The 22,991-nt window shown below is 66.6% G+C and carries 21 protein-coding genes and 1 pseudogene; 8 read left to right on the plus strand and 14 right to left on the minus strand.

Annotated features, from left to right (window positions below; genetic code table 11):
* The first annotated feature begins 39 nt into the window (after positions 1 to 39).
* Positions 40 to 1,185: an alkaline phosphatase gene (locus WC729_RS06360; RefSeq protein WP_372850669.1), complete on the plus strand. Its 1,146-nt coding sequence runs from the start codon at positions 40 to 42 to the stop codon at positions 1,183 to 1,185.
* 198 nt (positions 1,186 to 1,383) lie between these two features.
* On the plus strand, positions 1,384 to 3,588 hold the full coding sequence (locus WC729_RS06365; RefSeq protein ID WP_372850671.1) for a putative bifunctional diguanylate cyclase/phosphodiesterase: 2,205 nt from the start codon (positions 1,384 to 1,386) through the stop codon (positions 3,586 to 3,588).
* A 250-nt stretch (positions 3,589 to 3,838) separates the two neighbouring features.
* Here WC729_RS06365 and WC729_RS06370 read toward each other — a convergent pair whose 3' ends face one another.
* Positions 3,839 to 4,834, minus strand: a complete 996-nt coding sequence (locus WC729_RS06370) for a UbiA family prenyltransferase (RefSeq protein WP_372850673.1) — start codon at positions 4,832 to 4,834, stop codon at positions 3,839 to 3,841.
* Between the two features lie 140 nt (positions 4,835 to 4,974).
* On the opposite strand from WC729_RS06370, the gene WC729_RS06375 reads away from it, so the two are divergent.
* Entirely contained in the window at positions 4,975 to 6,195 is a 1,221-nt protein-coding gene (locus tag WC729_RS06375; RefSeq protein WP_372850675.1) for a glycosyltransferase family 4 protein, read from the plus strand.
* A 31-nt stretch (positions 6,196 to 6,226) separates the two neighbouring features.
* The gene (locus tag WC729_RS06380) at positions 6,227 to 7,333 is read left to right on the plus strand and encodes a cupin-like domain-containing protein (RefSeq protein ID WP_372850677.1); all 1,107 of its coding nucleotides are present in this window, start codon (positions 6,227 to 6,229) and stop codon (positions 7,331 to 7,333) included.
* Between the two features lie 39 nt (positions 7,334 to 7,372).
* Here the strand turns inward: WC729_RS06380 and WC729_RS06385 are convergent, their stop codons facing one another.
* Both WC729_RS06385 and WC729_RS06390 read right to left on the minus strand, forming a co-directional pair.
* A complete protein-coding gene (locus tag WC729_RS06385) occupies positions 7,373 to 8,275 on the minus strand; it encodes a sulfotransferase (RefSeq protein WP_372850679.1) in 903 nt (300 codons plus the stop codon).
* Positions 8,272 to 9,294 (minus strand): hypothetical protein, encoded by a 1,023-nt coding sequence (locus WC729_RS06390; RefSeq protein WP_372850681.1) that lies wholly within the window; start codon positions 9,292 to 9,294, stop codon positions 8,272 to 8,274. The genes WC729_RS06385 and WC729_RS06390 overlap by 4 nt, the downstream gene beginning before the upstream one ends.
* Positions 9,295 to 9,450: 156 nt before the next feature.
* Here WC729_RS06390 and WC729_RS06395 point away from each other — a divergent pair, with 156 nt between their 5' ends.
* Entirely contained in the window at positions 9,451 to 10,176 is a 726-nt protein-coding gene (locus WC729_RS06395; RefSeq protein ID WP_372850683.1) for a class I SAM-dependent methyltransferase, read from the plus strand.
* Here WC729_RS06395 and WC729_RS06400 read toward each other — a convergent pair.
* The 7 genes and pseudogenes from WC729_RS06400 to WC729_RS06430 all read right to left on the minus strand — a co-directional run bounded on the left by WC729_RS06400 (position 10,173) and on the right by WC729_RS06430 (position 16,878).
* Positions 10,173 to 10,346 (minus strand): Trm112 family protein, encoded by a 174-nt coding sequence (locus WC729_RS06400; protein ID WP_372850685.1) that lies wholly within the window; start codon positions 10,344 to 10,346, stop codon positions 10,173 to 10,175. The genes WC729_RS06395 and WC729_RS06400 overlap by 4 nt on opposite strands.
* Before the next feature lie 30 nt (positions 10,347 to 10,376).
* Positions 10,377 to 11,429: pseudogene (locus tag WC729_RS06405) on the minus strand (polysaccharide ABC transporter ATP-binding protein); the annotation flags it as partial.
* A 231-nt stretch (positions 11,430 to 11,660) separates the two neighbouring features.
* On the minus strand, positions 11,661 to 12,473 hold the full coding sequence (locus WC729_RS06410) for an ABC transporter permease (RefSeq protein ID WP_372850687.1): 813 nt from the start codon (positions 12,471 to 12,473) through the stop codon (positions 11,661 to 11,663).
* Positions 12,474 to 12,523: 50 nt separating this feature from the next.
* Entirely contained in the window at positions 12,524 to 13,369 is an 846-nt protein-coding gene (locus tag WC729_RS06415) for a phytanoyl-CoA dioxygenase family protein (protein WP_372850689.1), read from the minus strand.
* Positions 13,369 to 13,602 (minus strand): hypothetical protein, encoded by a 234-nt coding sequence (locus WC729_RS06420; protein ID WP_372850691.1) that lies wholly within the window; start codon positions 13,600 to 13,602, stop codon positions 13,369 to 13,371. The genes WC729_RS06415 and WC729_RS06420 overlap by 1 nt, the downstream gene beginning before the upstream one ends.
* A complete protein-coding gene (locus WC729_RS06425) occupies positions 13,599 to 14,744 on the minus strand; it encodes a cytochrome P450 (RefSeq protein WP_372850693.1) in 1,146 nt (381 codons plus the stop codon). Before WC729_RS06425 ends, WC729_RS06420 begins: the two co-directional genes overlap by 4 nt.
* A 115-nt stretch (positions 14,745 to 14,859) precedes the next feature.
* A complete protein-coding gene (locus WC729_RS06430; RefSeq protein ID WP_372850695.1) occupies positions 14,860 to 16,878 on the minus strand; it encodes an acyltransferase family protein in 2,019 nt (672 codons plus the stop codon).
* A gap of 390 nt (positions 16,879 to 17,268) precedes the next feature.
* Between WC729_RS06430 and WC729_RS06435 the strand changes: the two genes are divergently transcribed.
* The gene (locus WC729_RS06435; RefSeq protein ID WP_372850697.1) at positions 17,269 to 19,209 is read left to right on the plus strand and encodes a CocE/NonD family hydrolase; all 1,941 of its coding nucleotides are present in this window, start codon (positions 17,269 to 17,271) and stop codon (positions 19,207 to 19,209) included.
* 60 nt (positions 19,210 to 19,269) lie between these two features.
* Here WC729_RS06435 and WC729_RS06440 read toward each other — a convergent pair whose 3' ends face one another.
* Positions 19,270 to 19,968, minus strand: coding sequence for a hypothetical protein (locus WC729_RS06440; protein WP_372850699.1), 699 nt, complete (start codon positions 19,966 to 19,968; stop codon positions 19,270 to 19,272).
* Between the two features lie 190 nt (positions 19,969 to 20,158).
* Here WC729_RS06440 and WC729_RS06445 point away from each other — a divergent pair, with 190 nt between their 5' ends.
* Positions 20,159 to 20,482, plus strand: coding sequence for a hypothetical protein (locus tag WC729_RS06445; protein ID WP_372850701.1), 324 nt, complete (start codon positions 20,159 to 20,161; stop codon positions 20,480 to 20,482).
* Here WC729_RS06445 and WC729_RS06450 read toward each other — a convergent pair.
* A complete protein-coding gene (locus tag WC729_RS06450) occupies positions 20,447 to 20,881 on the minus strand; it encodes a ribose-phosphate pyrophosphokinase (protein ID WP_372850703.1) in 435 nt (144 codons plus the stop codon). The genes WC729_RS06445 and WC729_RS06450 overlap by 36 nt on opposite strands.
* Positions 20,882 to 20,970: 89 nt before the next feature.
* The gene (locus WC729_RS06455; RefSeq protein ID WP_372850705.1) at positions 20,971 to 21,363 is read right to left on the minus strand and encodes a hypothetical protein; all 393 of its coding nucleotides are present in this window, start codon (positions 21,361 to 21,363) and stop codon (positions 20,971 to 20,973) included.
* A 122-nt stretch (positions 21,364 to 21,485) separates the two neighbouring features.
* On the opposite strand from WC729_RS06455, the gene WC729_RS06460 reads away from it, so the two are divergent.
* Positions 21,486 to 22,271, plus strand: a complete 786-nt coding sequence (locus WC729_RS06460; protein WP_372850707.1) for a helix-turn-helix domain-containing protein — start codon at positions 21,486 to 21,488, stop codon at positions 22,269 to 22,271.
* Between the two features lie 115 nt (positions 22,272 to 22,386).
* On the opposite strand, the gene WC729_RS06465 is transcribed toward WC729_RS06460, so the two are convergent.
* Positions 22,387 to 22,974, minus strand: coding sequence for an SOS response-associated peptidase family protein (locus tag WC729_RS06465; protein ID WP_372850709.1), 588 nt, complete (start codon positions 22,972 to 22,974; stop codon positions 22,387 to 22,389).
* Between the last annotated feature and the right edge of the window lie 17 nt (positions 22,975 to 22,991).

The raw sequence follows: 22,991 nt of genomic DNA on the forward strand, positions 1-22,991 counted from the left end.
CAGGGCCGCGAACGTCAACTATCCAAGGGAAGCAAGGTCATGTCACGATCAGCTGGATTTTTCCTTCAACTCTTCGGCGGCGTCGCGAAAGGCAGGCGATCAGCCCTGGCCCCTGCGCTGGGGATGGCGCTGTTGTGCGCAACCGGGCCGGTCGAGGCGCGACCGGCGCGCAACGTGATCCTGTTCCTCGGCGACGCGGGCGGCCTGCCGACGTTGAGCGCCGCCGGCATCTATGCGCACGACCGCCCGCAATCTTTGTTCATCCAGTCGATGCCAAATATCGGGCTGTCGGACACATCCGCGCTCAATCACTGGGTCACCGATTCCGCGGCCGGCATGACGGCGATCGTCAGCGGCTACAAAACGAACAGCGGCATGAACTCGGTCATTCCCTCCGCCGACGGAAAGACCGTAAACCCCGTCAAGACGATCCTGGAATATGCCGAGCAACGCGGACTCTCCACGGGGGTCATCACCAACATGCCGATCTGGGATGCCACGCCTGCGGCGTGTTACGCGCATGTCGGGAAGCGTTCCGAGAAGGACGAAATCTTCCGGCAGATGCTGGCCCCGCGCTATGGGAACGGTGTCGATATCCTGATCGGCAAGGACCGCGCAGCGGCCGAAGCGGCATTCGCGACGTCCGGAAAGACCGCCGCCCAGGCTTTTGCAGGCGCCGGCTATCTCTTCGGCGACGATCCGTCGGTGCTGACACCGGAAACCCGCCGGGCGGCGATCATCCGGGATCAGGACTATGCCCCCATCCCCGCGGTGGAGGCGGCCATCTCCAGCCTGAAGCGCAACAGGAAAGGCTATTTCCTGATGGTCGAGTGGGACATGCACACCAACAAGCTCCAGGACGGGCTCCGGCATGCTGTCGAAATGGATGACATGATCCGCAAGATCAGCGCCACTGCCGGCAAGGACACGCTGATCCTGTTCGTCGCCGATCATTCCTATGACCTCAAATTATTGTCGGGCACACGCGACCGGCCTCTGGCCGATCAGCTATCGGCGCCACAGGGCGACAGGCCGGTGATTGCGGCGGATTCGAAGGGAGCGCACGCAGGAGAAGAGGTTGTCGCGGCCGCGATGGGCCCCGGGGCGGAGGGCGTGAAAGGGTTCTTCCCCAACACATGGCTCTTCAAGGTCATGATGGCGGCTTTTGGATGGAAGGCCGACTGACGCACAGGATGCGGCAAGCGCCGTCACGGATGGCGAAGATGGTCGAGGCCAATGCCGGCCTGTGAAACGGGCCGTTAGCCCGGCCTTTTCGGGGCATCCGCCCAAAATGAAGCAGCCGCAAGTGGTTCTACCGGACCGGATATTCAGCTTTGGGTAACCGACGCTCGGCAATGGTGCATACAAGAAGAGGGCGCGCCATTGCCGAACGAAGACGATCCAGACGGCGGCTGCGACGCCGCCGAACGACAGCGCCTCGAATGCCTGAGGCGGTACGGCCTGGACGGCACGCCGGGCGAGCCGGATCTCGATCGGATCGTGCGCCTGGGCGCGGAATTGTTCGGCGTACCGATCTGCGCGATCACCCTGGTCGGCCGGAGCGAGGTGTGGCTGAGGGCCAGATTCGGCGTCGAGATCGCCGCGCTCCAGCGCGAAGGCTCGTTCTGCGCGGAGGTCATCCGGGGAACCGATCCGATGATCGTCCCCGATGCGTCGCTCGATCCGCGTTTCGCCGACACCGACCTGGTCGTCGGCGCCGGCATCCGCTGCTATGTCGGCGCGCCGTTGATCACCCGGGACGGGGTCGCGCTGGGCAGCTTCAGCCTGCTCGACGTGGTCCCGAAGCATGATTTCTCCGCCGCGCAGCAATCCCTGCTGGTGCAGATGGCGGCGATGGTCGTCGATCTGTTCGAACGGCGCCACGCCAGCCGCACGGCGGATACCCTGGTCGCCTTTGCCGATGTCGCCCACCAGGCGCTGATCGCGACCGACGGCGAAGGCCGCATCACCTACTGGAATCACGGCGCGCGGACGATGTTCGGCTATGCGGCGCACGAGGTCGAGGGTCAGTGCGTCGAGTTGATCGTGCCGGAACGCTTCCGCGCCGCGCACCGCGACGGGTTGCGGCGGATCGCGGGCGGCGCGGCGTCGCAGATGACCGGTCGGCCGGTCGAAGTCCTCGCCGTCCGCCGCGACGGATCGGAATTCCCCGCCGAGCTGTCGCTGTCGGTGTGGAACGGGCCGCCCGGCCCCGGTTTCGGCGCGCAGCTCCAGGACATTTCGGAACGCCGGGCGCGCGAGGAGCGGCTGCACCACCTCGCCAATCATGACGATCTGACCGGCCTGCTCAATCGCAACAGCTTCAAGGAGCGGATCGAGGCGCAGATCGACAGCGCCGGCACCGCTACGGTGATGGTGTTCGACCTGGACGGCTTCAAGGACGTCAATGACGGGCTCGGCCATGCGACGGGCGACACGTTGCTGCAGGCGCTGGCGCTCCGGCTGGCCGCGTCGCTCGGGCCGGACGACGTGCTGGCCCGGCTGGTCGGCGACGAATTCGCCGTGCTGCTGCCGAGCGAGCGGGATCCGCTGGAGATCGCCGCGCGCGCCGATGCCCTGCTCGACCTGATCGGCCGCCCCTTCTCGGTCTGCGGGCATCAGCTTCATCTGTCGGGCAGCATCGGCGTCGCGCTGGCGCCGTTCCATGCGCAGGATGCCGATGAGCTGGTGGTGCGCGCCGATCTCGCCCTGTTCCGCGCCAAGAGCGAGGGCGGCCGGCGCTATCGCCTGTTCGACACCGGCATGGAGACTCAGCTCGCGGCCACTCGCGCCTTCCAGGACGAGCTGCGTTACGCCTTTACCGACCGGCAGCTCGAACTGCATTTCCAGCCGCAGATCAGCCTTGCCACCGGCAGGCTGATCGGTGCCGAGGCGCTGCTGCGCTGGCGCCACCCGACGCGCGGCCTGCTGTATCCGATGGCGTTTCTGCCCGTGCTGGAAACCCATGCCCTGGCGTTCGAAGCCGGGTGCTGGGTGCTCGACGAGGCCTGCCGCGCGCTCGCCGGCTGGCGCCGCGCCGGGCTCCCGCCGATCCGGATCGGGGTGAATCTGTTCGCCGCGCAGCTTCGCGCGGGGACGCTGGTCGATGTGATCGAGGGGACGCTCGCACGGCACCAGCTGGCGTTCACCGATCTCGAGATCGAAATCACCGAGACGATCGCGCTGCGCCATGACGATGACGACCTGCAGCCGCTGCGCGAGCTGCACGCGCGCGGGGTCAGCATCGCGTTCGACGATTTCGGCACTGGCTTTGCCTCGCTCAGCACGCTGAAGGATTTCCCGCTGTCGCGCCTCAAGCTCGACCGCAGCTTCGTCGAGGATCTCGGCGTCGATCCGCACAGCGAGGCGATCGTGAAGGGCGTGGTCGCGATCGGCCACAGCCTTGGCCTGGACGTCATCGCCGAGGGCATCGAGACGCCCGAGCAGGAAGCGATGCTGCGTGCCTGGGCGTGCGACGCCGGCCAGGGCTATCATTACGGCAAGGCAGTCCCCGCGGCCGAGTTCATCGGCACTTTCGGCGCCGCCTTTTCGGTCGCGACCGCAGCACCGCTCGCCAATACCGGCTGAGGCTTCGCGCCGCCGCCCAGCAGCGCGTCGCGCAGGCCGGCATAGAGCAGGTCATTGCCATGGCCGCTCAGGTGATCGGCATCGAAAACCTGCGGGCGGCCCCGCGAAGGCAGGAACCCAGTCTGGGCTCCCGCCTTCGCGGGCGCGCAACGAGGCAGGGCATGTCGCTCCGAGTATGTCGCCAACTTGCTAGAAGGGGTTAGGCCGAACACGTCCGGCGTGACGAAACGGGGTTGGGAAGCCCGGGTACTTATTGACGGATGCGGCGCGGCAGCAGCTTCCAGGCGTCGCTGACCACCTGGCTCAGCCGGCCGGGAAACAGGATGCAGTGTACCGCCAGCACGATCCAGTCGGCCGGATGCCCCAACGCCGAGGCGACCAGCAGCGAGACGGGCAGGAACACCTCATAATAGCCGTTGAGCAGGATCAGCTGGCGTGGGCGCGGCTGGACGATCGCTGCGTGCATCTGGAACCGCTCGAGCTTGAAGATCACCAGGAAGGCGTAAAGCACCAGCGCGATGAACGGGACGCGATCGTCGAGCAGCCAGAGCATGGCAAGCAGCGCCGCATATTCCAGCGGGAAGGTCACGCATGATCCGATCGCCCGCGCCCACCGCCCGCCATGCCGCTGAACGAAAGTGCGAACATGGGCGATCCGGTCGGCCTCCTCGTCGCTCAACTGGTGCCACAGGATGCCGCGCACCCCGAACGCGCCGGCCCATAGCGCAATCAGCCCGACCCAGACGTGGTCCGGCGCGGCGTTCCCCGCGCGAAAGGCGAGCAACGCCGCGACGAGCGCCGGGAAGAGATGCGCCCCGCTCGCATCGGCCATCACGCCGAGCAGCCCGCGCGTCTTCAAGCGCAGCGGCGGCAGCGAATAGGCGCTGAAGGCGCACCAGGCCCCGCCATAGGCCGCGAGCAGCAGCGGATCGCCACGCCAGCGCCACGCCATGGCGATGCCGATCAGCACCGGCACGGCGATCAGCAGGCCGATCACCACGGCCGACCGCCCCTCGGTCCGGTTCGGTTTGCCCGCCCGCCTGTCCTCGTCGCGGTCCGTGAGATCGTTGATCACGCTGACATAGACAGCGCCCGGGGCGATCGCGATCAGCAACTCGAGCGCCATCGGCCAGGCGGCGGCAATCGACGCGTGGCGATAGGCCAGGGTCGCGTAGAACACGCCGAGGATCGGAAGCAGCTTATATTCCCACCACTCGGTCGCCCGGATGATTTCCCCGATCCGCACCTGATTCATCCCCCTGGTTCGGGCGATCATCGCCGATAAATCGCCCCCGCATAACCGCCTTGTTTGGAAAATAGTGAGATTTTCCATTGACGGAGCAAAGGGGCGGCGTGGTAGCGACACCCGCAACAAGGGGACGCGATTTGAAGAGTGCCGATCCGCGCCATATTGCCTTCGTCAGCTGCAATGAAACGCATTGGGGCGGCAGCGAGGAACTATGGGGCGCAGCAGCAGCCGAACTGGCGCAGCGGGGCCACCGCATCTCGGTCGCCAAGCCGAACCTGCCCAAGGGCGAGCCGGCGATCAAGCGGCTGCACGATGCGAAGTGCAAGCTGCACGATCTCGCCAAGTTCCCGCTGCTGCCCAAGAAACTCTACGGTGTCTTCTCGCTGATCAGCCGCGCCGCCGGGCTGAGCTGGCAACTGGTGCGCCTCGACGTCGCGCTGCGTTTCTCCCGCCCCGACCTGGTGATCCTGTCGCAGGGCGGCAATTGGGACGGCTTCCTCTATGCCGGCGTGCTGCGGCGGCTGGGCATTCCCTATGCGCTGATCTGCCAGAAGGCGACCGAGCTGTACTGGCCGTCGGACTGGATGCGCGCGCGGTGCAAGGCGATGTATGCCGAAGCGCAGGGCGCCTATTTCGTCTCGCGCCACAATCACCGGCTCACCGAAGAGCAGATGGGCATGGCGATCCCCAATGCCGAGGTGGTGCGCAATCCGTTCCTCACCGCCTGGGACGCCCCCCTCCCCTGGCCCAAGGTCGGCGATGGGCTGAAGCTTGCCTGTGTCGGCCGCTTCTTCCCGATGGAGAAGGGGCAGGACATGCTGCTCCGCGTGATGGCGCTGCCCAAATGGCGCGAACGCGACGTTCACGTCTCCTTCTTCGGCGCGGGCGACCGCGCCGAGGGGTTGAAGGAGATGGCCGCGTTTCACGGGCTGGACAATGTTACCTTCCCCGGCTTCGTCCGCAACGTGCCGGGCGGCATCTGGGCCCAGCATCACGCGCTGATCCTGCCGACCCGCGCTGAGGGCCTGCCGCTGGTGGTGGTCGAGACGATGATGGCAGGGCGCGTGACGATCACGACCGATGTCGCGGGCAGCGCCGAGGTCTGCACCGACGGCGAGACCGGCTTCATCGCCGCCGCGCCGACCGAGGCAGCGATCGACGAAGCAATGGAGCGCGCCTGGGCCGCACGGGCCGACTGGCCAGCGATCGGCGCTGCCGCCGCAGCGAGCATCCGCACCCAGGTACCGCCCTGCCCGGCCAGCGCCTTTGCCGATATCGTCCTGCGCCTGGTCGGTGGCGGCACCGTGCCGGCGGAAGCCGCGCAGCCTGTCGCGGCATTCGCCAAGGCGGCCGAATGACGGCATAGTCCAACCAGGTCAGGCAACGCCCATGTCCGGCACAGGGAGCAACGGCATCACTCAGGAGGTCCCGTCACGCGATATCGCCGATCTCGACGCCGCGCGTTTTCACGAGGAGATCGTGGCGGCGGCGACGCCTGTCATCTTGCGGGGCCTGGTCGCTGACTGGCCGGTTACGACTGTGGCGAGAGAGGGCATCGGCCCGCTGGCGACATATCTCAAACGCCTTGACCGCGGCAGTCCGATCACTTTGAAGGTGAAGCCGCGAACCGGGCCTGGCCGGTTCATCTACGACCATGACCTGAAGACCTTCGATTTCAGCACCGCGGAGATGACCGTCAGCGCGGTGCTGGACAGGCTATTGTTGGCGGCGGCGCAGGACGATGGTGACTATCTCGCAGCCCAGGGCGGGATGGCGGAACAATCGATGCCGGGCTTCACCGCAGCCAATCCTATGCCGCTAGTATCGGAGTCGGTGGCGGCCCGACTGTGGCTTGGCAACGCGGCGATAGTCCCTGCGCATCACGACTCGATGGACAATATTGCCTGTGTCGTTGCTGGACGGCGACGGTTCACCCTGTTTCCGCCCGATCAGGTCGCCAACCTGTATCTGAGCCCGTATCGGACGACTGCCAATTCCGCCGTCAGCGTCGTTGACTTCGACCAGCCGGACCTTGCGCGGTATCCGCGCTTCGCCGACGCGATGGTGACGGCGCTCATCGCGGATCTCGGCCCTGGTGACGCCCTTTACCTTCCGGCCCTGTGGTTTCATCACGTCCGCTCCATCGAGCGCGTGAACATGATGATCAATTATTGGTGGCGCGCGCCGGCCGCCCATCATCTACCGGCAATACCGGCGCTGTTTCACGCAATGCTGGCGATCAAGCACCTCCCCGAGCCGCAGCGGGACGCCTGGCGGGCGTTGTTCGATCACTTTGCCTTTGCGAAGGGCGGGCCACCAGGCATGCACCTGCCGCCCGAACAACGCGGCATACAGGGAGAGGTAAGCGCCGAGATCCTCCGCGGCTATGCCGACGTCATCACCCGCTCGCTCGAACAGCCCGCGCTTCCCCGCGAGGAACGGCGCGAGGGACTGGCCGCACGACTGCTTGGCCGCCTTGGCGTGCGGCGCCATTGAGTCAGTCGACGAACCCAGCGCATCCAGGCCAGGTGCGCTTCAGTCGTTAGGATCCGGCTTCAGTCGATGCTCGAACAGATAGTCGCGAGCGAAAGGCGTAAAGATCGGGTCGGCCGCCAGCCCGTCGGAAAGGCCACGCGCTGCTTCGAGCACAGCGTCGGTAACGATCGTTCCGTCGACCGGTTTGGCCGGCGACAGACGATCGAGCAGCGCGATCAGCGGGGCCAGCCGGTTGTCGAAGACGAGACCGAGATACAGGCGCGCCATCCGTCGACGAAACGGCAGGCGCCGGGCCAGCCGCGCCATCCGCGGATACCAGCGCAGCTCGATGGGCGAGAGGGCGCGATTGACCACGGCGTCCTCGAAATCGAACGGTGCGACGCCGAGCCGGCGCGCCATCTCGCCGCGGAACGCGACCGGATCGCGCGCCAGCAACTCATAGGGCAGCACGATCACCCGGTCGCCGAACCGGGCGCGGTACATCGCGATCGCCTCGTCATAGCGCCAGGGATTCTCCCCGCCCTGCCAGATTTGCGTCTCCAGGTCGTCGGTGCCGCCCACCCGGACATATTGCGAATAGGAAGACAGGATCATCGAGCGGAATCCGCGCGTGACGATCAGCACATGCGCGTCGGGAAACAGATCGGCCAGCAACGCGCAGGCCCGTGCCTGGCGTTCGGCCGGGGTTCCTTCACCCGGCCAGGTGAGGTCGATGTTGCGCTTCCCGGCGTCGGGAAAGGGCGAGGCGAGCGCCTCGTGGCTGGTCACCCGCCACAGATAGTCGGTCTCCCCGGCCGCCGCTTCGGCGACCATCGCATAGAGGTTGCGGAACCCGGCGATGCCGCCATGGACATAGGCGATCTGGGGATGCGCGGCGAACCAGTGCTGGAGGAAGGTCGAGCCGGTCTTGGGATAGCCGATATGGATCAGGTGACGGGTCATGCCGCCGCCGCCGGCAGCGACCGCTTGAGCGCCTCGATGCAGAAACCGGTGGTCATCTCTTCCGATCCCCAATGCGGCGTGTCCGGGTGTGCGGGCGCGAGGCTGCCGTCACGGCGCCGTTCCCGCCCCCCGAAATAGACCGGCGCGCGCGGCCAGCTTCCGTCCGCCGACTGAGCGGCAAGCAACGTCTCGATCAGGCTCCCCGGTGGTGTTGCCCCGCAATAAAGCCGCGCTGCGATGGACAGCGCCAGTTCGAGTGCGCTCCCGGGCGCCGCAGCATCAAGCCTGGCGAGCAACAACTCTCGCGCTTCCGCCGAGCGGCCTCCGAGTGCGCGGGCGAAGAAATACCAGAGCACGAACCGGTTCTCATACCATTTGTCGGCATCGGCCTCGCCGCCCTGGCGGAGGATCTCGACCAGCCGCGCGACCACGCGCTCCTGGCCCGGGAAATCGCCGAGATAATGCAGGCAATTGGCGTTCACGCCCGCATCGACATCGCCCGGTGCCGCCGAGGTTTTCTTGAAGAAGAACCAAAGCGTCACCAGGTGGCGAAGCTGGGGCAGCGTCACCCGCATATGCGTGAGCCCGGTCCAGCGGGCGCGCGGCATGATCCAGGTCAGGAACATGCCCTCTGCATCGCGGTTCGCCAGCAGCAGCGCCGGATCCGCGATCTCCGCCGATCCGCCCGCGGCGAGCGCCGCCGACACGCAGCAGGTGTCGTCCATGTCGGGCGGCAGCTGGCGGAAGAAAGGATGGTCCTTCGTCCAGTGCCGCCACAGGCCGTGGCGATCGCGCTGGGTGAGCAGGAACGCCAGCGCGCGCTGCCGCATCGCTTCGGCTTCGGGCGTGAAGGACAGGCAATGGGCGACCAGGGCGGTCGGGAAGATCGACGGGTCGGGCTCGCAATCGCCCGCCATGTCCCGGCGGAGCGAGGTCACCACGCGGAATTCGCCGCTTGGCAGTTGCGCGCCGTCGAGAAAGGCCAGGGCCTTGTCCAGCGCCGCTTGCGCCTTCGACATCACAGGGTCCGACCCGTTCCGGACGCTTGCCACGATCGTCATTCCCCCGCGCGGGGCCGCACCTCTGCGCGCCGTCGCCATCATCGGCTGCTTAGCCACTCGCCCTTTGCCTGTCGACGGCTGGACCGCCAACGCCTGAGCGGCTAGCGCCCCATCATGGACGCGGAAACTTTCGGCACACGCTATGACGCTCTCCTCAAGGCGCCGCGCATGCGCGCGCTGTATCGCGAGAGCGGCTATTTCAACATCGGCTATTGGGAAGCCGGCACATCCGACCTGGTGGCTGCCTGTAATCGCCTCGTCGACGAGCTTGCCTCCACGGTCCCCGACGACGCATCCTTCATCCTCGACATCGGCTGCGGCGTCGGCGGCGGGACGCGCCGGCTGACGGATCGCTTTCCCGACGCGCTCGTGCTCGGCGCCAATATATCGCACTGGCAGCTCGCCCAGGCGAAACAGCGCGGGGTGACGGTGGCCGTGATGGATGCCGTCCATCTCCCGATTGCTTCCGGATCGGTGGATGCGGTGATCGCGGCCGAATCCGCGCAATGCTTCGACACCCGCGCCGACTTCTTCGCGGAAGCGTACCGCGTGCTGCGTCCGGGCGGCACACTCGCGGTGGCCGACATGCTGTTCCACGATACCGGCCCGACCGGCAGCTGGCTGATCCCGGCCGCCAACCATGTCGACTCGCTCGAGCAATACGGGGCGCTGATCACCGCTGCGGGCTTCGCGCTCGGCTCGGTGCGCGATACCGCCGGCTCCTGCTGGAGGCCGTATTGCGCGGCGATGCGCGGGGTCTTTCCAGGCCACGAATCCCGGGTCGACGAGATCGAGGCGTCGCTCGCCTTTTACGCGCTCGCCTTCGCGACCAAACCCTAGATCTTGCGCGCCGCCTCGATCAGCAGGACGGGGATGCCGTCGCGGATCGGATAGGCGAGGCCAGCCTCGTCCGAGATCAATTCGCCCGCGGCCGCATCGTAGCGAAGCGGGGTGCGCGTCGCCGGACAGACGAGCTTGGCGAGCAACGCTTCATTGAAATCAGGCTGCATTCGAAAAACTCCTTCGGGCCGATCGCCCGCTTAGCGTTGCACGCCATGGGGCCCCTCCCATTCGGCGTCCAGCCGCACCAGCTGGTTCACCCAGGTCTGTATGGTCAGAATCGGATCCGGATCAGTCCGCACATCGATATGGCATTCCCGGTTGGACGCATTCTCGATCGCCAGCGGATACATGGTGTCAGCGTCCAGAAGGCTGGCGCGGACGACGTAGCGCCCGGCGAGGAGCGCCAGGTTCGGCAGGGTACAGCGCAGCGCGCCGCGGCCCGCGTCGAGGCGGCGGGCCACCGGATCGGCCGCCCCGCCGATGCAGGTCCAGCGATCCTCGGTCCAGATGCTGAGCGCATAGATCACCTCGCTCGGGATGTCCGCCTCGTAATGGACCGTTACCTCGAGCGGCTGGCCCGTGCGGATATCGCCGCCATCGCCCGATCGGACACTGACCCCACCCATGCGCACCGGCCCGTCAGCGGCGAAGTCGCCAAGCTGGTTCGAATCGGCGAGCGGCCGTTGCTCCAGCATCCTGCTGATCACGTGCGCCACATCGCCTTCATGGACGACATGGCCTCGCTCGATCAGGATCGCGCGGTCGCACACCGTCTGAACCTGCCGCATATTGTGCGACACCAGCAGCAGCGACCCGCCGCCCGAAACGAACTGCCGCATATGGCGGATGCATTTGTGCTGGAAGGCAAGGTCGCCGACCGCCAGCGCTTCGTCCACCAGCAACAGATCCGGCCCGAGATGCGCCGCGAGCGAATAAGCGAGGCGCGCCTTCATGCCCGAACTGTAGGACATCAGCGGCGCATCGATGAATTCGGCGAGCTCAGCGAAATCGATCACCACCTCGAGCAGGCGCGCGGTCGCGTCCGGATCCAGGCCATGCAACGCGGCACCGACCTCGACATTTTCGCGGCCGGTGAGCAAGGGGTTGAAGCCCGTGCCCAGCTCGATGATCGCCTCCGACCGGCCGGCGATGCGCACCTGCCCGATATCCGGCTTCAACAGGCCGTAGATCACGCGCAGCAAGGTGCTCTTGCCCGCGCCATTGCGGCCGATCACGGCCAGCGCTTCGCCGCGCTTCACCTCGAACGAGAGATCATCCAGCGCCCAGAACTCGCCGGGCCGCAGGCGATGGGCTGTCGTCTGCCGTCCCGAAAGCTCGCCGGCGATGTCGCGCAGGCCGTAGAACAGGGCCTTTTTGAGATCGCCGCAATATTTCTTGGACAGGTTCGACACCGACAGGGCGGTTCCGCCCTGGTGCGAACCGGTGGCGTGATCGGCGGGAAGGGCTGCGACCTCCATGGCTCAGCCCAGCCGGCTGACGACGTGCGGCCGCGCCAGCCGGTACCAGAACCAGGCGATGGCCAGCCCGGCCAGGGCACTGGCGACGACGATGAAGAAGCCGGCCGACATGTGCCAGCGGCCAAGCAGCCAGGCGCGGCTGGCGATGAGCAGCGGCGCGACCGGGTTGAGGTACAGCAGCCCCCGGGCGGGCAGGGGATAGACCACCGGGGTCAGGAAGAACCAGAAGGTCGTCGCCAGCATGACCACTCGTCCGACATCGTCGTACAGCAGCCCGAGCGGGGCCAGCGCCAGCCCGATGGCGAAGCCGAGCAGCACCAGCGCCGCGACGCCGATCGGGATCAGCAGCATCGTCGGGGCGAGCGGGACCCAATAGACGATGACCAGCATGAGGATCGCGACACGGACCGCCGCATTGACCGTCACCTCCATCACGCCGGCAAGGATGATCGCCTCGTGCGGCACGCGGCTCCGCGTGATGAGCTGCCGCGCCGCGGCCAGATGCTGCAGCGGCGCGTTGATCGCGTCGATGAAGCATTGCCACAGGATCATGCCGGACAGCACGAACAGGGGATAGGGCAGCTCGGTCGGCGGAATGCTGATGATCCGCCGCGACTGGATATAGCTGCAGATCAGCGCCGTGCCGATCGCCGGCAGCAGCAGCCAGAGATAGCCGAGAAAGGTCCGGCGGTGTCGCACCCGGAGATTGCTGCGGAACAATCGCCACGCGATCATGCCCGAAGCACGCAGGTCGGCCATCGCCTTGGCCGCGAACTGGCGCGGCCGGCGCAGCTCGGGGCTCGCAGTGTAGACCATGTCTTCCATGACCGGGCTATGGCGCAACGGGGCGTGCAACGATAGCCGCCCTATCGGCCGATCAGCCGCTGGAACTGCGCCCGCGACACTGCCTGGTTGCGGTTCGGCACGAAGCCAAGGCTTTCCGCCGCGCCTGCACTGCCGGCCAGGCGATCGGCCACTGCCTCCATCCCCGCGCCGTCCATCGCGAACAGCTCGAACCGCGTGCCGCCCCCGGCACGGTCCAGCGCATAAGTCACCGCGCGCGCCGCTGTCGGGATGCAGGCGGAAGAGATCGCCGGGCGCGGCCGGGACGTGCGATTGGCGCGCGATCCGTGGATGGTCTTGTAGTCGAAGATCACTGCCTCGCCCGCGCTCAGCGGCAACGAGACCGACAATTCGGTGAGCAGATCGCCATAATCGGCGAAGAACGGCCGGACATGCGCCGCCTCGATATTGGGGACGAGCCGATGGCTGCCGGGCAGCAGGGCGAGCGCGCCATTGCCCTCATCGACATCGATCAGCGGGCACCAGACGTTGAGCGCGACCTGATCACCGTCAGGCAGCATCGTCCAGTCGCGGTGCATCGACAGCGGCGCGGCACCCGCGGGCTTCACCAGCAGGCCGCCGGTCAGCAAACGATAGCCCGTCAGGACATGGTCGAGCGGTTCGCCCAGCGCGTCCTGCACCAAGGCCCAGGCCGTCTGACGATAGGCGATGTCGGGATCGAGCAGGCTGACATGATAGGCGTGATCGAGCGTCGACGTATTGGGCGTGAAGTCGAGCGCCGGCCTGATCGCCGGCAGTTCCGCGGCAAGGGCGGCCGCCTTCTCCGGCGAGAACAGGCGAACGACGGTATAGCCGTCCCGATCGAAATCGCGCTGCCGGTCGAGATCGGCAAAAATGCGTTGCGTCATCAGTCCCTCCGCGACCCGCGTCGTGCCGGTACTGCCTCAATAGTGGCAATATCGAGCGCGGTACGCACGATCCGCTCGATACGACAGCCCGCCCGCGCCAGCGCCGCCGCGGTCCTGGGCTCCTGTTCCAGCATGTCGGTGAAACCGAAATCGGCGACGACCTGCACCGCGCGCGCCACGACATGGGCGCCGGCCAGACCCAGCACCTGGGCACGCATGCTCTTGTCCGTCACAATCCCACCTGAAGGCTCTCCGGCGACAATGCCGTCTCCGTTGCGAAATAGCGGATCTCGTCGAGCGGGCGGATCGAGCGCAGAGCGGAGGACCGCCTGAGCAGAGTCGCCACCGCGATATTGACCGTCGCGCGGCCGATCTGCGCGCCGATACAGGCATGGGCGCCCGAGCCGAACGCGAAATGCCGGCTATTGCCGCGATCGAGCCGAAGCCGGTCGGCCTGGTCGAACTGGGCGGGATCGCGATTGGCCGCGCTCACGCATAGCCTGATTTCCGCCCCTGCCGGAATCATCACCCCGTCCAACTCGACATCGGCTCGCGCCACACGCGGCACCATATGTTCGGGCGGGTGGAGCCGCAGCACTTCCTCGACGAACGGCCGGACCAGGGCGGGATCGGCCCGCAATGCCTGCTGGTCCCGCTCGTCCTCGATCATGCGCAGGATCGCGCGAGAGATGACGCGCTGGGTGGTCGTCGTGCCGGCCAGCCACATCAGCCGGACGAGGCTCCGCGCCGACTCCTCCGGGACCTGGGCATCGATCAGCGCGTCGAACATCGAGGAGCGGTGCGCCATCGCATCAAGGCTCGTAATGAAATCGGCGAGCGGGTCGGCCGTGCCCATGGAGCGGATTTCGGCAGCGACGATTTCCTCCACGCCCGCCGCGTCGAGCCCGAGCAGGTCGGCGGTGACGCCGCGGCTGACCGGGATGCCATAGTCGGAGACCACGTCCAGCTCGGGCCGCACCAGCGCATCGGCCAGCCGCGACGCCGTCTCCTCGAGCCGCGCCGTCACCGCGGGGGAGAAGAGCTTTGCGACGGTGCGCCGCATGGCCGTCTGCTCCGGCGGGTCGGCGGCGAGCAGCACTGCGTCGATATCGCGATAGGGCGCGTTGGAGAAATGCTCGGGCCGGGAAAAGGCGGCGCGGGCCGCCTCGTGGCCGAGCACGATCCAGTAATCGTGCCTGGGGAGGAACAGCACCGAGCCCTCCCGCCGCAGGGCCTCGTAGTGAGGGAAAGGATCGCCGACGATCTCCGGTGCGCGCAGGTCGATCGTCGCCGCCGACAGGGGCGGCGCGGCCGGCGGCCGGCGGCGCAACAGCGGCCGTACGCGGCGCGCAACGGCGGCGACGTAGCGCCTCATCCCAGGCCCCCGAGGTCGAAACGGCGGGCGCGATCGCGACACTCACGCTTCGTCGCACACATCGATCCCGCTTCCTCGTCCGGCCCGCCAGCCCGATCCATAAGGTGGCGGCCGGTCATTGCCGATCCCCTTTTTGCATCGGCCCACCCAGACGCAAGACCGCGCGCAGACCAGGGTAGAGCAGCACATGGCCGCGACCGTTCAGATGATCGTTATCGGTATAGATCGGCCTTCCATCCCGTAGAGCGCTACACTCGGCACCCGGGCACAGGATCGCCAGCGGATCCCAGATCTCGACGCCAGGAACCGCCTCCGCCAGCCGCCGCATGCGCGCGAGCATCGGGCCCCGCATCGTCTCCAGCCAGTGGCGATCCACCGTCAGGCCGGCGCGGCAGACCGGGTGGTACCGGTTGAACCAATCCATGCAGCGGAACGCCGGACTGCTGAAAATCGGCTCAGGCGCCTCGATGATCACACGCGCGCCGGTGGCTGCCAGGCGACGTGTCAGAGCGACATATTCGGCTTCCGTGCCAGGCGGCGGCGATGCGATATTCGCGGCAAAGCTCTTCTCGTCCGTTGCGGCCGCCGGATAGCGCAGTGACGACAGGAACAGGACATCGCCTGGCTTCAGCGTCCGCAACGCATAGCCGATAGCAGCTGCGTAAAACGCCCTGCAGCCGGGCTTGAGCGCCATCGGGGCCGACAGCGCCGGGAAGTCACAATTGCCGTGAGTCACCACGCTTGCCGCTACCCTGGTCTCAGCCACATAGCGGGGTATGACGGCCCTCCAGCGGTTCGCGTGGGAATCGCCGATGACGACGAGCTTTCCCGATCCGCGCGACGCGGCACAGCGCGGCGCCCAGGAGAAGATCCAGCCACCGGCGACCCGGACCACCGCCGACACGGGAGCACAAGGCGCCGAACTGACGCCGAGGATATCGACCGGCTGATCGTGCCGGCTCAGCGTGAGCGCGGGCTCGGCGCGGAACAACAGCGTCGTGACGACGGCACACAGGGCCAGCGCGGCTACACCGATGGCGACGATACGCCAGCGTCCGAGCGGCGAGGCTTTTGCGGCGCGGCGAAACGGCTGCTCGATCAGGTGATAGGACGCCATTGCAAAGGCAAATGACAGCGCCAGCGCGGCAAGGGCGTTCGCCCATCCCTGAAGCCCGATCGTCCAGTCGAGCAGCACGATCACCGGCCAGTGCCAGAGATACAGCGCGAACGATATCCGGCCGATATAGAGCGCCGGCGGGATCGACAGCATCCTGGCCGCAAGGCCCGCCGGATGGAGGCATATAAGCGCGATCAGGCCAAGCGACGCGGCGACGACCGGCAGTGCGCCAGGCATGGGAAACGCGCCTGTCGGGCGATAGAAACACAACAGCAGAACTGCACCGCAAAGCACCGCGCCAGCCGTCGCCGCCCATCCCGGGACCTTCAGCCCCTTCCACCGGTCGAACGTCAGGCACAGCAGCGCGCCCGCTCCCAGCTCCCAGAAGCGGGTCGGCATCATGTAGAAGTTCAGGGTGGCGGATCCTCGCGGCAGCAGCACGCAGATGAGGATCGACAGGGCCGATGCCACCGCCACCGCCGCGACTGTCCGGCCCGGGCGGCCACGCCGGAGATGGAAGAGGAACGGGAAGACCAGGTAGAATTGCTCTTCGACGCCGAGCGTCCAGGTGTGCAACAGCGGGTTAAGCCCGGCGTTGCGCACCGCATAGGGGTCGTCCCAGATTGCGAGGAAGACGTTAGCGGCGCCGGCGGCAGCAGCAACGGCTGTCCCCCGCACCAATGTCTTCTCGGCCGCCAGGGGGATGAGCAGCACCGATGCGAGCGCGGTGACCAGCAGCATTGCAACGAGCGCCGGAACGATCCTGGCGACCCGGCGGGCGAAGAAGCCCCCGGCCAAGGCTCCGAACGATTCGGCCGGGCGCCGCATCAGCGAGGCAGTCACGACGAAACCGGAAATCACGAAGAACAGGTCGACCCCGGCGAAACCGCCCGGCAACCGCCCCGGCCCCAGATGGTACGCCACCACGGCAGCGATCGCGACCGCCCTGAGCCCGTCGATCGCCGGGACGTAGCCGAGCCCCGCCTCATCCGCTTTCAAGAGTCGGTCGTCCCCCATCCCGGGCACGTCTCGCACCGGCGCGTGCGGTGCGCAATCCGCCTCTGGAACCTGGTGCCGAATAGCGGCGGCGAGAAGAAGATTGAATCGACGCCGTGGCCGGGGTCGAGCGACAGGTTTGTCGGAAATGTCAGTAGGGTCGCTGACATTTCCAGTCGGGCCACCCGATATTACTATTATATATCAGTGACTTATCTTTTGAGACAAAGGACGGCCCCTGACATTTTGCCAGCAGATCAGTGAAGCGCCGCACGCGCGCGCCCTCAAAAATTCGAGCTGCCCCCTTTTTCCTGCCTGGACCTGACGGCCGCCGTCGCACCGGGTTGACACAGTAGAGCAGCCTTGGCCATTCCACGCATCCGGGACATAAAATAACAAGGGACATTGCTCATGCGGTTCGGGTTCGCGCTTCTCGCCACGACGCTCCTTTCCTCCATGGCGGTCGCTCAGTCGACGCCGCAATCAAGTCCGGGCAACACGCCAGCCAAGGACGCATCGGCGCCGGGCGGCGACATCCCCGCCAAGTTCACGCCGCCCACCGCCGACCAGGATTATGTGAAGCGCGAAGTGATGGTCCCGATGCGCGACGGGACGAAGCTCTACACCGTCATCGTCTATGCCAAGGGGCTGACGAACGCGCCGATCGTGCTGACCCGCACGCCCTATAACGCCAAGGGTCGTGCCAATCGCATGGATAGCGCGAGCGAACTGTCGACCCTGCCGCTCAGCGACGAGATGTTCGTCAAGGCCGGCTATATCCGCGTCTATCAGGACATCCGCGGCAAATATGGCTCGGAGGGCGATTATGTCGTCACCCGGCCAGTGATCGGCCCACTCAACCGGACCAAGGTCGATCACGTCACCGACGCCTATGATACGATCGACTGGCTGGTGAACAAGGCGAACCTGCCCGAATCGAACGGCAAGGTCGGCATGATCGGCTCCTCTTATGAGGGCTTCACCGTCGTGATGGCGCTGCTCGCCCCGCACCCGGCGCTGAAGGTCGCTGCGCCGCAAAGCCCGATGATCGATGGCTGGATGGGCGACGACTGGTTCCATTACGGTGCCTTCCGCCTGACCAATATCGGCTGGCTCGGTGGGCAGACCGGCTACAAGGGCGCGGGCAAGGCGCCGCCATCGGGCGGCTATGACGATTACGAGAATTTCCGGAAGATCTCGGCCGGAGACTGGGCGAAGAAATCGGGGTACGACCAGCTGCCGTACTGGAACCGCATGGTGCAGCATCCGGCCTATGACGAATTCTGGTCGGGCCAGGCGCTCGACAAGCTGCTCGCCGCCAGCCCTTCCAACGTGCCGACGCTCTGGGAACAGGGCTTGTGGGACCAGGAGGATATGTGGGGCGCGATCCACAGCTATGAAACGCTGGTCAAGGCGGGGCATGCATCGAACAACTACCTCGTGATGGGCCCGTGGCGGCACAGCCAGATCAACCGCGAGGGCCGCAGCCTGGGCCCGTTCAACTGGAACGGCGACACCGCAGCGCAGTATCGCGAGGACATGGTCCTGCCCTTCTTCAACCAGTATCTGAAGGACGGCCCGGCGGTGACGCTGCCGGCGGCGGCGATCTACAACACCGCCGCAAACCATTGGGACCGCTTCAGCAGCTGGCCGCTTGCCTGCGAGAAAGGCTGCGCCACACCGCTGACGCCGATTTATCTCCAGGGCGACAAGGGCCTCGGCTTCGACAAGCCAGCGGGTGGGGGCGATTCCTATCTCGCCGATCCCGCCAACCCGGTGCCGCATCTGCCGCGCCCGGTGAATTTCGACGACGGGCGCTGGGGCGACTGGCTGGTGCAGGATCAGCGCTCGGTCGACGGGCGGCCCGATGTGATGAGCTACACCTCACCAGTGCTGACCAAGACGGTGAAAGTATCGGGCGTGCCGATGGCCGATATCTTCGCGAAGACGACGGGCACGGACGGCGATTTCGTCGTCAAGCTGATCGACGTCTATCCCGACGAAGTCGCCAGCAATACCAAGATGGGCGGATATCAGCTGGCGATCAGCCTCGACATCTTCCGCGGGCGCTATCGCGACAGCTTCTCGAACCCGACTGCGATTCCCGCCGGCAAGGTGCAGGAATACAAGTTCAGGCTGCCTGCCGTGAACCATGAATTCCTGCCGGGGCATCGCATCATGGTGCAGGTCCAGTCCTCGCTGTTCCCGCTTTACGATCGCAACCCGCAGACCTTCGTGCCGAACATCTTCCTGGCCAAGCCGGGCGATTACAAGAAGGCGACCGTCTCGATCGAGCGTGGCGGGGCGACTGCCAGCGCGGTGCTGCTGCCGGTGGTTTCCGGGGCGGAGTGAGGTGCAAGGGGCGCCCGGAGATTCGACGATCCCCGGGCGCTGCTCGCTGGTGCCGTGCGCCTATGCCGAAGGGCGTGACGCTGCAGCCTGATCAGCCGGCAGCAGCAGCCAGGCAGCAAGCGGAACGAACGTGACGAACACCAGCGGCAGATACAGGTCCGAATAGAGCGCGTCGAAGCGCGGACCGAGGACGTTGACATCAAACATGCGCAGGGCGAGGCGGGCCGCGTTCAGCCCGAAGGCGAAGCGGGCCAGCCAGTCGTATCGACCGCCACCCAGCGCGAAGCAGAGCAGCAGGCTGCCCAGCAGCCAGGACAGGCCGAGCGGGAAATAGACGGCGCTTTGCACGGCGGCGAAGACGCCCGGAATCCTCAGCAGCCATGCCTGGGTCGCGGCGTCGGTCGCGGCCTGATATTGCGCGGGCAGCTGAAGGTAGATGTAGAACAGCTCGACGGCGCGCAGCTGGATCTCGAACAGGCAGAAGGTGAAAAAGCCCAGAAAGGCCAGGATCGAAAGAGCCGGCCTGCGACGGAAGGTCGCCGCGCAGCAGACCAGGAAGAGATAGATCAGCCCGAAAAAGGAGAGCAGCATCAGGATCGCGCGCGCGACGTTGAGCGGCGCTGTACCTTGCAGCAACTCCTGTACTGGACCACTCGCCGGCGGCAGCTGGCCGAACACGAACCACTGGAAGGACTGGATCGCGATATAGCCGATCGCGACGGCGGCGGCCGCGACGCGGTGCTGCTTCGACTCTACCATCTGCACTCCCATGCGTCGCCCGGAAGCTGCCGGTCGCCTGGCGATGGTGGTGGATGGTGGAAGCAGCGCGATCAATGTCAACGGCGCAGGGTGTCTGTTTTAGCGGTTCACCGTCTTCAGCTCGACGTCCGATGTCGTTGTTGCGTAACGGACCAATTGCAGGAATTCGATCTGAAGGTAGGATGTCGGAATGATCAAGGTCTATCCGGACAGCTTTCTTCCAAACGCCCTGATCATCGGCATCGTGTTCGTCACCCTTGCGATAGCGGCGTTCTCCACCATGCGCTGGAACTGGAAAGCACTGCCCCTGGTGCTGCTCGGCGGGCTGATCACACCCATCCTGGTGCCGGTGGTGGCGATGATCGTCAGTTATTGCATCGATATGCACAAAGGCGAGGCAGGCAGCTTCTCTTTCCATCTCGAGGAGTTGATCTTCTTCGTCGGTCTCCCATCGGCTTTGATCGGGTTCGGCGGTGTCTTAGCTGTCCGACGCTTTCGGTCGCCTATCCGCTGACCACCAGGCGAATACCTCCTCCTGCAGTCCGCGCACAAAGGCGAGCGCCTCGGCCCCGGTCCACGGCCCGTCATAACCATGCCGCATCGCGATCCCGCCAACCCACCAGCCCTGGCCGGGCAGCCCGTCGGATTCGCGCACGACCAGCACCGCCAGCCCCGGCTCCTCCGCCTCGGCGCCCGCGCTGTCGACCGCGTCGAGCGTCTTGCACACGGCGCGCATCTTCGGCCGGGTGAAGCGGTGGCCGAGTTCGGCGAGCAGGTGCGAATAGCTGATCGGCTCGCCCGCTCTGGCCGAAGCGATCAGGATGGCGCGGACCCGAGCCACGTCGCCGATCGCGTTGTCGGCGGGCGTGGGCGGGTGCGCGGGGCCGTCCATGGCGGTGCGGTGCTTGCTCATCGCTGCGGATCATGGCGCGTGGCGACGGGTTTCGCGAGCCTCGTCTTGATCGCCCGAACGGGCGGCTCGTGGCGAGCCGCCCGGCAGGTTCAGGCAGCGGCTGCATAGGCCGCGCGCGGGCGGTGGCTGAATTCGAGCCAGGCAAGCACTGCCACCACCAGCGCCTGGGCGATGATGAATGCCGTGCCGAACAAGGTCGGCTCCGTCATCAGCACGACGGCGATGCTGGCCGCGACCCAGCCGATATTGCCGATGACCGCGAGCATCACCAGCGGGCCGCTCAGCAGCGCAGTCTTCGCCATCCAGCCGAACAAAGCGGCGACCGGGAACAGGCTGACTCCGGCCACCAGCAGCAAGGTCGGGTGGAGCCCGGTCGGGCCGGCGAGCAGGCCGGCGCCGAGGCTCATCGCCGCGCCCGCGACAAGGCAGGTGAGCGCGTCCAGGCCCAGGATCGTGCGGATGGTTTTGGTCGTGTCGGTCATGGTTACCTCCTTCATGTTGGTGCAGCGCTTTTCGGCGAAGGAGGTAGGCGCGTCGATTACCTGTGAGGTAATGGTGGCGCGATGAGCGCCGGGCCATGGTCCGGCGCAGATGGAGGAAGGACATGACGCCTGCGCGGAATATCGGGGATCATCTGCGCGAATGGCGCCGCATCCGGCGGATGAGCCAGCTCGATCTCGCGCTGGAGGCGGAGATCTCCTCGCGCCATCTGAGCTTCCTCGAAACCGGCCGCGCGCGGCCGAGCCGGGAGATGGTGCTGCGCCTGTCCGAGCAGCTCGACATGCCGATGCGCGAGCGCAATTTGATGCTCGCCGCCGCCGGCTTCGCGCCGCTGTTCGGCGAGCGGTCGCTCGACGACCCCGCCATGGCCGGGGCGCGCCGGGCGATCGACCTGATCCTGGCGGGGCACGAGCCCTGGCCCGCGCTGGCGGTCGACCGGCACTGGAACCTGATCGCGGCGAACCGCGGCGTCGCGCCATTACTGGCGGGGGTCGACGCCGCCTTGCTGGAGAAGCCGAATGTGATGCGGCTGGCGCTGCATCCGCTGGGGCTCGCCCCGCGCATCGTCAATCTGGCCGAGTGGCGGCACCATCTGATCGCGCGGTTGAAGCGGCAGGCGCAGGCGGCGGGCGACAGGGAGCTGGATGCGCTGGTCACCGAGCTGGAAGCCTATCCTGCCCCGCCCGCCTCCGATGCACGACCGGAGGATCTGGGCGGGATCGCGGTGCCGCTGAAACTGCTCGCGGGCGACCTGATGCTGAGCTTTCTCAGTACCACCACCGTGTTCGGCACGGCGCAGGATGTAACCTTGGCGGAGCTGACCCTGGAGACGTTTTTTCCGGCCGATGAGGCCACCGCCGAGGCGGTGCGGGAAATGATGGCGTCCTGACATCCGTCACCCCGGACTTGTTCCGGGGTCCACGGTTCCGCAAACCAAGCGGCCAGAGAGCGTGCGGGACGGTGGATGCCGAAACGAGTCCGGCATGACGAATGCGGGAAAATCCCTACCCCACCTGCTCCACCGTCAGGCTGCCCGCCGGCAGCGCATGCAGCACGTCCTTCGCCGGCACAGACGGGTCGAGCCAGTCCACCCAGCGCGAGCGATCGAGGATGGCGATCTGGCGGTCGTGATAGGGCGCGATGTCGGGGCCGGGCTCCATCGTCAGCATGGTGAAGGCCTCGCCTACGTCGCTGGTGCGCCACAGGCCGGCGATGCAGAACCAGGGCTGGTCCTTCATCGTGAACAGCCATTTGTCCTTGCGCTTCTTCTTCGGGTCCTCGGGCGTGGTGAATTCATAGAAGCCGTCGGCGAGGATGAGGCAGCGGCCGCTTGTGAATTCGCGGCCGTCGGAGCGGAAATTATAGACCGGCTTGCGGTTCGGCCCGGGCCAGCTCCAGCGGCGCTGCACCAGCTCGCCCGCGGCGCGCGTGCCCGTCACCGAACGGACGATGGGCGCCGTATCGGTGATCTTGATGTCGGCGCGCGGCTCGATATTGGGCAGGCCTTCGGGGAAGCGGATGTCGATCTCCAGCTCGGCAAAGCCGTCGATGATCGTCGCGCCTTCGATCTCGAGCCGATAGTCGTTGCACATGGGTGCTGCATAGCGCT

It is taken from the genome of Sphingomonas sp. (assembly GCF_041661825.1).
In the GTDB taxonomy this organism is placed as follows: domain Bacteria; phylum Pseudomonadota; class Alphaproteobacteria; order Sphingomonadales; family Sphingomonadaceae; genus Sphingomonas.

Bases quoted from the DNA above. Each gene is read 5' to 3' on its own strand.
- WC729_RS06360 (WP_372850669.1), top strand. From the start codon at position 40: ATGTCACGATCAGCTGGATTTTTCCTTCAACTCTTCGGCGGCGTCGCG.
- WC729_RS06380 (WP_372850677.1), top strand. From the start codon at position 6,227: ATGTCCGGCACAGGGAGCAACGGCATCACTCAGGAGGTCCCGTCACGC.
- WC729_RS06385 (WP_372850679.1), bottom strand. From the start codon at position 8,275: ATGACCCGTCACCTGATCCATATCGGCTATCCCAAGACCGGCTCGACC.
- WC729_RS06390 (WP_372850681.1), bottom strand. From the start codon at position 9,294: ATGTCGAAGGCGCAAGCGGCGCTGGACAAGGCCCTGGCCTTTCTCGAC.
- WC729_RS06395 (WP_372850683.1), top strand. From the start codon at position 9,451: ATGGACGCGGAAACTTTCGGCACACGCTATGACGCTCTCCTCAAGGCG.
- WC729_RS06400 (WP_372850685.1), bottom strand. From the start codon at position 10,346: ATGCAGCCTGATTTCAATGAAGCGTTGCTCGCCAAGCTCGTCTGTCCG.
- WC729_RS06410 (WP_372850687.1), bottom strand. From the start codon at position 12,473: ATGGTCTACACTGCGAGCCCCGAGCTGCGCCGGCCGCGCCAGTTCGCG.
- WC729_RS06415 (WP_372850689.1), bottom strand. From the start codon at position 13,369: ATGACGCAACGCATTTTTGCCGATCTCGACCGGCAGCGCGATTTCGAT.
- WC729_RS06425 (WP_372850693.1), bottom strand. From the start codon at position 14,744: ATGAGGCGCTACGTCGCCGCCGTTGCGCGCCGCGTACGGCCGCTGTTG.
- WC729_RS06430 (WP_372850695.1), bottom strand. From the start codon at position 16,878: ATGGGGGACGACCGACTCTTGAAAGCGGATGAGGCGGGGCTCGGCTAC.
- WC729_RS06435 (WP_372850697.1), top strand. From the start codon at position 17,269: ATGCGGTTCGGGTTCGCGCTTCTCGCCACGACGCTCCTTTCCTCCATG.
- WC729_RS06440 (WP_372850699.1), bottom strand. From the start codon at position 19,968: ATGGTAGAGTCGAAGCAGCACCGCGTCGCGGCCGCCGCCGTCGCGATC.
- WC729_RS06445 (WP_372850701.1), top strand. From the start codon at position 20,159: ATGATCAAGGTCTATCCGGACAGCTTTCTTCCAAACGCCCTGATCATC.
- WC729_RS06450 (WP_372850703.1), bottom strand. From the start codon at position 20,881: ATGAGCAAGCACCGCACCGCCATGGACGGCCCCGCGCACCCGCCCACG.
- WC729_RS06455 (WP_372850705.1), bottom strand. From the start codon at position 21,363: ATGACCGACACGACCAAAACCATCCGCACGATCCTGGGCCTGGACGCG.
- WC729_RS06460 (WP_372850707.1), top strand. From the start codon at position 21,486: ATGACGCCTGCGCGGAATATCGGGGATCATCTGCGCGAATGGCGCCGC.
- WC729_RS06465 (WP_372850709.1), bottom strand. From the start codon at position 22,974: ATGTGCAACGACTATCGGCTCGAGATCGAAGGCGCGACGATCATCGAC.